Origin of the sequence: Streptomyces pilosus, from assembly GCF_014649835.1 — a bacterium.
In the GTDB taxonomy this organism is placed as follows: Bacteria; Actinomycetota; Actinomycetes; order Streptomycetales; family Streptomycetaceae; genus Streptomyces; species Streptomyces pilosus.
The window spans coordinates 296,577-304,867 of sequence record NZ_BMTU01000009.1 but is presented as its reverse complement, the minus strand read 5'-3'; the positions used below and the strand labels follow the sequence as shown (position 1 = coordinate 304,867).

The following is an 8,291-nucleotide window of genomic DNA, read 5'->3' as shown; positions in this document are numbered from 1 at the left end:
CCGCCACCGTGTCCGGCAGTCCGGCCGCGATGGCGGCGATGCGGGCGATGTCGGAGCCCTGATCGCCGACCGGACCCACCACACCCAGGACGATGTCGTCCACGGCGGCCGGGTCCAGGCCGGGGAAGCGGTCACGGATCTCGTGGATCAGCCCGACGACCAGGTCGATGGGCTTGGTCCCGTGCAGGGCGCCGTTCGCCTTGCCGCGCCCGCGCGGGGTGCGGATCGCGTCGTACACGTACGCTTCGGTGCTCACGAGGAGGCCTTTCGCTGAGGGTTCGAGGGCTCGCGGGAGGTCGAGGGGGCCGGGTCCGCGCGGCGGGGCAGGTCCCAGTCGCGGGCCACCTCGTCGGCGCCCGCGCCCGGCAGGGCGGGTCCGGTGCGGATGCCGGCCGGGGTCGCGGAGAACCGCGGGGCGGGTGCGGGCTGGGTGATGCCGCCGTGGTCGGTGAAGGTGCCGCGGGCGGCGAGGTGCGGGTGGTGCGGGGCCTCGCCGAGGGACAGCACGGGCGCCACGCACGCGTCGGAGCCCTCGAAGACGGCCGTCCACTCGTCACGGGTGCGCGCCTTGAACCGGGCAGTGACCCGCTCGCGCAGTTCCGGCCAGCGGGCGGGGTCCGTGTGGGCCCCCGTCAGGTCGTCGAGGTCGAGCAGACGCAGGAACTCGGCGTAGAACCGCGGTTCCAGGGCGCCGACCGCCATGTGCCGCCCGTCGGCCGTCGCGTAGGTGCCGTAGTAGGGGCAGCCGCCGTCGAGGAGGTTGGCGCCGCGCCGGTCCTGCCAGGCGCCGGCGGCGAGCATGCCGTGGATCATGGCGGAGAGGTGGGCGGTGCCGTCCACGACGGCGGCGTCGACGACCTGTCCGGTGCCGTTCGCGCGCGCGTGGTGCAGGGCGGCGAGCACGCCGACGACGAGGTAGAGGGAGCCGCCCGCGTAGTCGCCGAGCAGGTTGGCGGGGACGGCCGGGGGCCGGTCCGGGTCGCCGATCATGCCGAGGGTGCCGGTGAGGGCGATGTAGGCGATGTCGTGTCCGGCCCGGTCGGCGAGGGGTCCCTGCTGGCCCCAGCCGGTCATGCGGCCGTAGACCAGACGGGGGTTACGGGCGTGGCAGTCGGCGGGGCCGATGCCGAGGCGCTCGGCGACGCCGGGGCGGTAGCCCTCGATGAGGACGTCGGCGCGCTCGGCGAGGTCCAGGACGCGGGCGGGGCCTTCGGGGGCCTTGAGGTCGACGATCACGGAGCGCTTGTTGCGGTTGGTGACGTCGCGCGCCGGGTCGATGCCCAGGCCGGGGCCGCCCGGGCGGTCCACCCGGACGACGTCGGCGCCCAGGTCGGCCAGGAGCATGGCGGCGAACGGGCCCGGCCCGATGCCGGCCAGCTCCACCACGCGCACGCCGGTGAGCGGGCCGTGTGCCGGCGTCCTGACCTCCGTCATCGAGCCCCCATCAGCTGTGACACCACTGGTGTAACACCTGTGATGTTAGGAACGCCGTCCACCCGGCACAAGACCGGGCGAGCAAGCGCTTGGCCACTGTACGGCGCGGCGCGTCCCCGCGCCGGTCAGTGCGGGTCGAGCTGGGCGGCCAGCCGCCTGGGAGCGATGGTGCGGTAGCTCTCCTCCACCCAGTCGCACAGCAGGTCCGCCCGGGGCGCGCCCTTGATCTCCAGGGGGATCCTCACCCAGCCGGCCCTGCCCAGGCCGTACCCCGCGGGTTCGGCGCCGGGGCAGGCCAGCGCGTGGGCGTGCGCCGTCTCGTCCGTGAGCTTCACCGTCACTCCCAGGGGGTAACTGCCGTCGCGGACGCCGAGGAAGACGAACACCTTCCCGTTGACCTTGGCGACGCTCTCGCCCCAGGGGTGTTCCTCGGCGGCTCCGGGCAGACCCAGGGCGTGGTCGCGCACTTTTTCCCACTTCTTCAGGGCGTTCGGGGACACGGCCATCGGTTACCTCCGGGCTCGTCGTCGGGCTCCGCACCCCTCACGCTAGCCTCGGCCACCGACAGCGGCGCGGCTGCACGACCAAGGGGTGTCATGAGCAGGCTGAACACGGACCGTCCGTACGACATCGTGCTCTTCGGAGCGACCGGCTTCGTCGGGACACTGACCGCGGAGTACCTGGCCGCCCACGCCCCCGACGGACTGCGCTGGGCGATCGCCGGCCGCAGTGGCGGCCGGCTGGAGCGGCTGCGGGAGCGGCTGCGGGAGCGGCTGCCCGGCGGGGCGGAGATCGGAGTGCTGCGGGCGGACGTGTCCGATCCGGCCTCCCTGCGGGCCCTCGCCGAGCAGGCGCGGGTGGTCGCCACGACCGTGGGCCCGTACGTGGAGTACGGCGAGGAACTCGTCGCCGCCTGCGCGGACACCGGGACCGACTACGTGGACCTCACCGGCGAACCGGAGTTCGTGGACCTGATGTACGTCCGTCACGACGCCCGCGCGCGGGAGACGGGGGCGCGGCTGGTGCACGCGTGCGGCTTCGACTCGGTGCCGCACGACCTGGGCGCGTACTTCACCGTGCGGCAGCTGCCGGAGGGGGTGCCGCTGACCGTGGACGGGTTCGTCACCGCCGACGCCGCCTTCTCGGGCGGGACGTTCGCCTCGGCGCTGAACCAGTTCGCCCGGCACCGCGGCCTGCGCGCGGCGGCCCGCGAGCGCAGGCACCACGAACCGCGGCTGGTGGACCGCCGGGCCTCGGCGCCCCTGGGAGCGCCGCGCTACGCGCCGGAGGTCGGCGCCTGGGCCCTGCCGCTGCCGACGATCGACGGGCAGATCGTGCGCCGCTCGGCCAGGGCGCTCGACCGCTACGGCCCCGACTTCCGCTACCGGCACTACGCGGCGGTGCGCCGTCTGCCGGTGGCGGTGGGCGGGGTGGCGGCCGTGGGCGCGCTGGTCACGGCCGCGCAGGTGCCGTCGTTGCGGCGCCGGCTTTCCGACCGCCTCAGGCCCGGTGACGGGCCGGGGCCGGAGAAGCGCGCCCGGAGCCGCTTCTCCGTCCGCTTCGTCGGCGAGGGCGGCGGCCTGCGGGTGTACACGGAGGTGGCGGGCGGCGACCCCGGCTACGACGAGACGGCGAAGATGCTGGCGGAGGGCGCCCTCAGTCTGGCCTTCGACGACCTGCCGCCGGCGGCGGGGCAGGTCACGACGGCGGTGGCGATGGGCGACGCGCTGATCGACCGCCTGCGGGCGGCGGGCATCCGCTTCCGGGTCGCCGCGACCCGCTGAGGACGCGGCCGGGCGGGCGGCTCACATCGGCCACGCGACCAGTGTGTAGATCATTCCGGCGGTCCAGCCCAGCCCGGCCAGTACGGCGAGGGCCAGCCCGACGGTCACGGTCCGCCCGACGGGCCGTCCGTCGACGGCAACGCGCCTGTCTGCACGGTGTGTTGTCATGCGGCCAGCCTGCCCGGACCGGCCCGGGCGAACATCCGTACGCGTACTCAGTTCCCACCCGGGTACCGCCAGGTGTCCCCTAGGCGGCGGGGGTGATCTCCGCCAGTGCGCGGCGGCACAGGGCGTCCGCCCTGCGGGTGGTCTCGGGGAGGCGGTAGGCCGGGGTCAGGGCGAGGGTGTGGGCGCAGGCGTTGTCCAGGCTCACACGGTGGCCGACGGAGACGAAGACGGGTTTGACGGCGTCCCTGGTGCGCAGCGCCCTGCCGACCTCCTCATCCCCGGCGAGCAGCGGCGCGGTGCTGCCGCGCGGGGTGCCGGGTGCGGCGTGGGTGAAGGTGAAGGGGTTCTTGGCGACGCCGATCGTCGGCAGGCCGGTGAGCACGCCCAGGTGGCAGGCCAGTCCGAAGCGGCGGGGGTGGGCGAGTCCGTAGCCGTCGCAGACCACCAGGCCGGGCGGGCACGGCAGCGCTTCCAGGGCGGCGAGCACGGTGGGGATCTCGCGGAAGGCGAGCAGTCCGGGGACGTACGGGAAGGAGATCCGGCCGACGGCCGTGGACTCGGCGACGACGTCCAGGGTCGCCGCGTCCAGGACGACGGCCGCGGCCGCGACGAGGTTCCGCTCGTCGTCGTACGCCACGTCCACTCCGGTGACCCGGCCCGTCCCGGGCGGCGGGCCCGTCTCGTCGAGCACCACCCGCCCGCGGAGGGCGTCCTGGACCGCGCGGGCCTCTGATGCGGAGACGGGCCGGTCGGCGGGTACGGGTTCGGTCGTCATGGTGCCCCGAGCCTACGCGGCGGGCGCGCTCCGCACGGAGGGTGTCCCGGGGGGCCGGGGCCTCCGCGCGGGGGCGGGTTCACTTGCCGAGCGCGCGCTGGAGCTGGCTCTTGTTCATGCTCGAACGTCCCTCGACGTTCCGCTTCTTGGCCTCTTCGTACAGCTGGTCGCGGGTGGGGCCCTGGGAGCCCTTGCCGGAACGCTGGCCGCCGCGCTTCCCGGACGACAGGTCCTGGGTCGAGGTGCGGCTGGCGGTCCTGGACTCGCCGGACCGGGCGCGCTCCTTGTTCACCGTCCGGGCGGCGATCTCCTTGGCGCGTCCGGTGCTCTCGCCCCGGTCCTCGGCGCTCTCCTTGATGTGCTCGTACTGACGCTCCCGCTTGGGGCTGGAACCGCGTGGCATGTCCGCTCACTTCCTCTCGTGTACGCGAACGGGTACCCACGTTGTCAGCGGCAATGGCCCGCCGCACCCGTCAGTGCTCCAGGCGGGCAACCCTCCCCTTCTCCCCCGCCGCCCAGCAGCCGTGGTCGCGCGCGCAGTCGACGGTGTCGTACGAGCCGGTGTCGACGGTCCGCCAGGTGCGGCCGGCGTCGGTGGTGAGGTCGGTGCCGGTCGGACCGACCGCGAGGGCGGCGGTGCGGCTGTGCGGGAGCCAGGCGACGCCCGAGCGGTAGGCGGCCGGGGAGGCGGCGGCCGGGCGCCAGCTGCGGCCTCCGTCGGAGGTACGTGCGGCGGCGTCCGCGGAGGGCTGCCCGGGACGGAAGTCGCCGCCGACGGCGAGGCCGTGGGAGCGGTCGCGGAAGGCCAGGGCGAAGACACCCCGGGCCGGGTCGCCGCCGGGCACCGGGGTGTCGGTGGCCTTCCAGGTGCGGCCGCGGTCGGCCGAGTGCAGCACCCGGGCGCGGGCCGCTCCGCCGGTGGCCAGCCAGACGTCCTTCGGGCCGGAGGACACCAGGCACTGGCCGCTCGCCGCGAAGCCGGCCTCGCCGTCCAGCGCCGGGGGCATCCCCGCGTCGGGCAGCACGGTCCAGGAACGTCCTCCGTCACGGGTCGACAGGATGCGGAACTTCCCGTCCACCGGGTCGCTCATCGCCAGTCCGTGGCGGTGGTCGAAGAAGGTGAGGCAGTCGTAGAAGGCGCGGGCGTCGGTGTTGCGGAACGACTCCGTCCAGGTCGCTCCGCCGTCGTCGGTGCGGTACACGCGGGACGCCTCGCCCTCGCCGATGGCCAGCACCACGGCCCGCCGGGCGTTGAACGCCTCGATGTCCCGGAACTGCAACTCGCCCGCACCCGGCGGGGACACGTTCCGCCAGGTGCGGCCGCCGTCGGTGGTGCGCAGGACGGTGCCGCGGGTTCCGGCGACCCAGGCGGTGCCGCGGCCGACGGCGGCCAGGCCGCGGAACCTGACGTCCGGGGTGCCGGTGTCCTTGAGGGACCAGTGCGGCGCCCCGTCGCGGGCTTCCGCCCCCTGTGCCCGCTGTGCCTGCGCGGGCACCGCGGTGAGGGCGGCCAGGACCGCCGCGCACGCGGCCCCGAGGGCGGTCCCACGGCGGATCCTCCCCGCCCTTCCCGTGCGTCGCGTCCGTCCCGTCCGTCGCGTGCTCCCCGAGCGCCTCATGGCGGGCGAAGCTAGCCCACCGCCGGGGCGCCGTCCAGAGCGCCTCCGGAGCGCACGGGTACGGCGGGGACACGCGGGAAGGAGGCGTGTCACCGGGGCGCATGAAGGCGGTGACAGAGGTCACTCGCTGTTCGTGTGCACGGATTGGCGGATTCCGTCGTCTCATCCAGTAGTCGCACGGATCCGCCCGGAAGCCCGTCCAGCCGTCACGAGGGAGCAAGGCGTTGTCCACCGTCATCGAGCAACCCGTAGAGGCCCGTCTGGTCGCCGCCGCGCCACGGATGCCGAACATCCCCGCCACGCTGCACTACGACCGCGACGACCCGTTCGCCGTCCGCATGACCTTCCCCGCGCCCGCCACCCTGGAGGGCGTCGAGGTCTGCTGGACCTTCGCCCGGGAGCTGCTCGCCGCGGGGCTGAGCGGACCCGAGGGGCTCGGCGACGTGCGGGTGCGCCCGTACGGGTACGACCGCACCGTGCTGGAGTTCCACGCGCCCGAGGGGACCGCCGTCGTGCACGTCCGCTCGGGCGAGGTGCGGCGGTTCCTCGAGGCCACCAGCGATCTGGTGCCGACCGGCCTGGAACACCTCCGGCTCGACCTGGACCACCGCCTCGCGGAGCTGATGCGCGACGCCTGACGGTACGTCAGGCGTCCTGCCCCATCAGCTCGTTGAGCGTTCCGTACGCCAGGCCGCCGGTCTGCGCGTCGTACGTCCCTGCCCCGAGCAGCTCCCGCGCGGCGCGGTGGACCACGGCGTACGCGGCCTCGGCGACGGCGGAACCGACACTGACGCGGGCCACACCCATGGCGGCCAGTGCGCCGGCCGGCGGTGCGCCGGGGCCGGCCAGCACGTTCAGCGGGGCGCGGATCCCGCCGGCCAGTTCCTCGATCGTCCCCGGGTCGACGGTACCGGGGACGAAGATCCCGTCGGCGCCCGCGGCCAGGTAGGCGGCGGCGCGCTCCAGCGTGTCGTCCACTCCCCCGGCACCGCGCAGGAACGTGTCGACGCGGGCGTTGACGAACAGCGGGACGCCGGCCGCGTCGGCGGCGGCGCGCGCGGCGGCGATCCGCTCGGCCTGCTCCCCGGCCGGGCGCAGCGGGCCGCGGCCGGTGCCCCGCGGGGCGGCGTCCTCGATGTTCACCCCCACCGCACCCGCGGCGAGGACGGCGCGCACGGTGCCGGCCACACCCTCCGGGTCCGGTGCGTAGCCGCTCTCGATGTCGGCGGTGACGGGCACCCGGACGGCCCGGACGATCTCCGCCACGGCCCGCAGGGCACGCTCCCGGTCCAGCCGGTCCCCGTCCGCCGCGCCGCGGGCCCAGGCGACCCCGGCACTGGTGGTCGCCACGGCGCCGGCGCCCGCGTCCTCCACCAGCCGGGCACTGGCGACGTCCCAGGCGTTGGGCAGGACCAGCGGGCGTCCGGGGAGGTGCAGGGAGCGGAAGGCGAGGGCGCGGTCACGGAGTCCGGCGGTGTGGTTCGTCATGCGGGTCACTCAACCAGCGGACGGGCCTCGCCGCTGGCAGGAATCCGACACACGCGTGCGGCCGGCGCCGCGGTCCGCCGGGTCAGCGGCCCCTGGTCAGCGCGGACAGCGGAGCCGCTTCGGTGAGGCCCGCCCGCAGGTCGCCCAGGACGGTGCCGAATCCGGGGGCGGACGCCGCGGCGCGCCGGGTGAGGGCCTCGGCACGGCTCTCCTCGAAGGAGCCGTGCGGTGCGGGCGGCAGGCCCGCCGCGGTGGCCAGCGCGAGGGCGGTCGCGAGCGGCTCGGGCACCTGCTCGGCCGGTGCCGGACCGGTCAGGGCCGGCCGGGCCTCACGGTGCAGGGCGTCCGCGCGGGCGGTGTCGGCCAGGACGTGGTCGACCGACGGGAACACCCCGAGCACCCGGTGCTTCTCGGCGCGCACGAAGCCTTCGGCCACCAGCTGCTCCCGGACCGCGTCCAAGGTGTGCCGCGCGTGCAGGGTCACCCAGGCGCGCCAGCGGTGCGGGAAGGACTCGCTGACCAGCTCCAGGAGCCCGTCCAGGACCGGGTCCCCGGTGCGGGAGTCCAGGTCGAGCGGGGTGGCGATGCCCTCGTCGTCGGTCAGCAGTCCGCGCCGGGCCAGCTCGGCGAGGGCGCCGGCCCGCACCAGGGGGGCCAGCCGTTGCGGGTCGGTGTCCCAGGCCGCCAGACAGAGACGGGCCGGGAGTGACAGCGGGCCGTTGGGCACGGAGCCTCCTCGGGGGCGGTGACGTCGCGGTCCGGAAAAGGCGTTGACAGCCGGATCGGCCGCTCGTAGCGTCTGCATCGGTTCTGTTGCCGTCGAATGGAGAAGGACGTTGCTCGTCTGAGGTTCTGAGACACCGCGTCACACCGCTCAGGTGTGTGCGCAGCGTGCGACCTCGGCGTGCGAGCCGTCCTTGCGGACCCTTCGGAACAGGGCTCTTCCTCTGCCCACGGTTTCCCTCCGGCTGCCGGTCGTCGTCCCGCGGTGTCTCGATACGCGTTTGCCCCTGATCGCCCCGA

At 75.2% G+C, this 8,291-nt stretch carries 11 protein-coding genes; 2 read left to right on the top strand and 9 right to left on the bottom strand.

Annotation, left to right across the window (positions count from 1 at the left end):
* From IE118_RS23045 to IE118_RS23035, 3 genes are all read right to left on the bottom strand, one after another.
* A partial coding sequence (locus tag IE118_RS23045) for a thiolase family protein (protein ID WP_506417152.1) occupies nt 1-256 on the bottom strand: 256 nt, incomplete at its 3' end.
* Nucleotides 253-1,434, bottom strand: coding sequence for a CaiB/BaiF CoA transferase family protein (locus IE118_RS23040; protein ID WP_189559898.1), 1,182 nt, complete (start codon nt 1,432-1,434; stop codon nt 253-255). The genes IE118_RS23040 and IE118_RS23045, both read right to left, overlap by 4 nt.
* A 125-nt stretch (nt 1,435-1,559) precedes the next feature.
* On the bottom strand, nt 1,560-1,940 hold the full coding sequence (locus IE118_RS23035; protein WP_189559897.1) for an MmcQ/YjbR family DNA-binding protein: 381 nt from the start codon (nt 1,938-1,940) through the stop codon (nt 1,560-1,562).
* 90 nt (nt 1,941-2,030) lie between these two features.
* Between IE118_RS23035 and IE118_RS23030 the strand changes: the two genes are divergently transcribed.
* Nucleotides 2,031-3,218, top strand: coding sequence for a saccharopine dehydrogenase family protein (locus tag IE118_RS23030; protein WP_189559896.1), 1,188 nt, complete (start codon nt 2,031-2,033; stop codon nt 3,216-3,218).
* 21 nt (nt 3,219-3,239) lie between these two features.
* On the opposite strand, the gene mmpA is transcribed toward IE118_RS23030, so the two are convergent.
* The 4 genes from mmpA to IE118_RS23010 form a co-directional block, all read right to left on the bottom strand.
* Nucleotides 3,240-3,386: a morphogenic membrane protein MmpA gene (gene mmpA, locus IE118_RS23025; protein ID WP_189559895.1), complete on the bottom strand. Its 147-nt coding sequence runs from the start codon at nt 3,384-3,386 to the stop codon at nt 3,240-3,242.
* 79 nt (nt 3,387-3,465) lie between these two features.
* Nucleotides 3,466-4,161 (bottom strand): endonuclease V, encoded by a 696-nt coding sequence (locus tag IE118_RS23020; RefSeq protein ID WP_189559894.1) that lies wholly within the window; start codon nt 4,159-4,161, stop codon nt 3,466-3,468.
* 79 nt (nt 4,162-4,240) lie between these two features.
* The gene (locus IE118_RS23015; RefSeq protein WP_189559893.1) at nt 4,241-4,564 is read right to left on the bottom strand and encodes a plasmid stabilization protein; all 324 of its coding nucleotides are present in this window, start codon (nt 4,562-4,564) and stop codon (nt 4,241-4,243) included.
* Between the two features lie 70 nt (nt 4,565-4,634).
* Complete coding sequence (locus tag IE118_RS23010) at nt 4,635-5,780, bottom strand: WD40/YVTN/BNR-like repeat-containing protein (protein ID WP_373303214.1); 1,146 nt, start codon at nt 5,778-5,780, stop codon at nt 4,635-4,637.
* A 224-nt stretch (nt 5,781-6,004) separates the two neighbouring features.
* On the opposite strand from IE118_RS23010, the gene ssgD reads away from it, so the two are divergent.
* Nucleotides 6,005-6,418 (top strand): spore wall synthesis regulator SsgD, encoded by a 414-nt coding sequence (ssgD, locus tag IE118_RS23005; protein WP_189559892.1) that lies wholly within the window; start codon nt 6,005-6,007, stop codon nt 6,416-6,418.
* A gap of 7 nt (nt 6,419-6,425) precedes the next feature.
* On the opposite strand, the gene IE118_RS23000 is transcribed toward ssgD, so the two are convergent.
* Complete coding sequence (locus IE118_RS23000; RefSeq protein WP_189559891.1) at nt 6,426-7,268, bottom strand: isocitrate lyase/PEP mutase family protein; 843 nt, start codon at nt 7,266-7,268, stop codon at nt 6,426-6,428.
* A gap of 82 nt (nt 7,269-7,350) precedes the next feature.
* A complete protein-coding gene (locus IE118_RS22995; protein ID WP_189559890.1) occupies nt 7,351-7,995 on the bottom strand; it encodes a GOLPH3/VPS74 family protein in 645 nt (214 codons plus the stop codon).
* Between the last annotated feature and the right edge of the window lie 296 nt (nt 7,996-8,291).

Excerpts from the sequence above, each read along its gene's own strand:
- IE118_RS23020 (WP_189559894.1), bottom strand. The coding sequence starts at position 4,161 with ATGACGACCGAACCCGTACCCGCCGACCGGCCCGTCTCCGCATCAGAG.
- IE118_RS23035 (WP_189559897.1), bottom strand. The coding sequence starts at position 1,940 with ATGGCCGTGTCCCCGAACGCCCTGAAGAAGTGGGAAAAAGTGCGCGAC.
- IE118_RS23000 (WP_189559891.1), bottom strand. The coding sequence starts at position 7,268 with ATGACGAACCACACCGCCGGACTCCGTGACCGCGCCCTCGCCTTCCGC.
- IE118_RS23040 (WP_189559898.1), bottom strand. The coding sequence starts at position 1,434 with ATGACGGAGGTCAGGACGCCGGCACACGGCCCGCTCACCGGCGTGCGC.
- IE118_RS23010 (WP_373303214.1), bottom strand. The coding sequence starts at position 5,780 with ATGAGGCGCTCGGGGAGCACGCGACGGACGGGACGGACGCGACGCACG.
- mmpA (WP_189559895.1), bottom strand. The coding sequence starts at position 3,386 with ATGACAACACACCGTGCAGACAGGCGCGTTGCCGTCGACGGACGGCCC.
- IE118_RS23030 (WP_189559896.1), top strand. The coding sequence starts at position 2,031 with ATGAGCAGGCTGAACACGGACCGTCCGTACGACATCGTGCTCTTCGGA.
- IE118_RS23015 (WP_189559893.1), bottom strand. The coding sequence starts at position 4,564 with ATGCCACGCGGTTCCAGCCCCAAGCGGGAGCGTCAGTACGAGCACATC.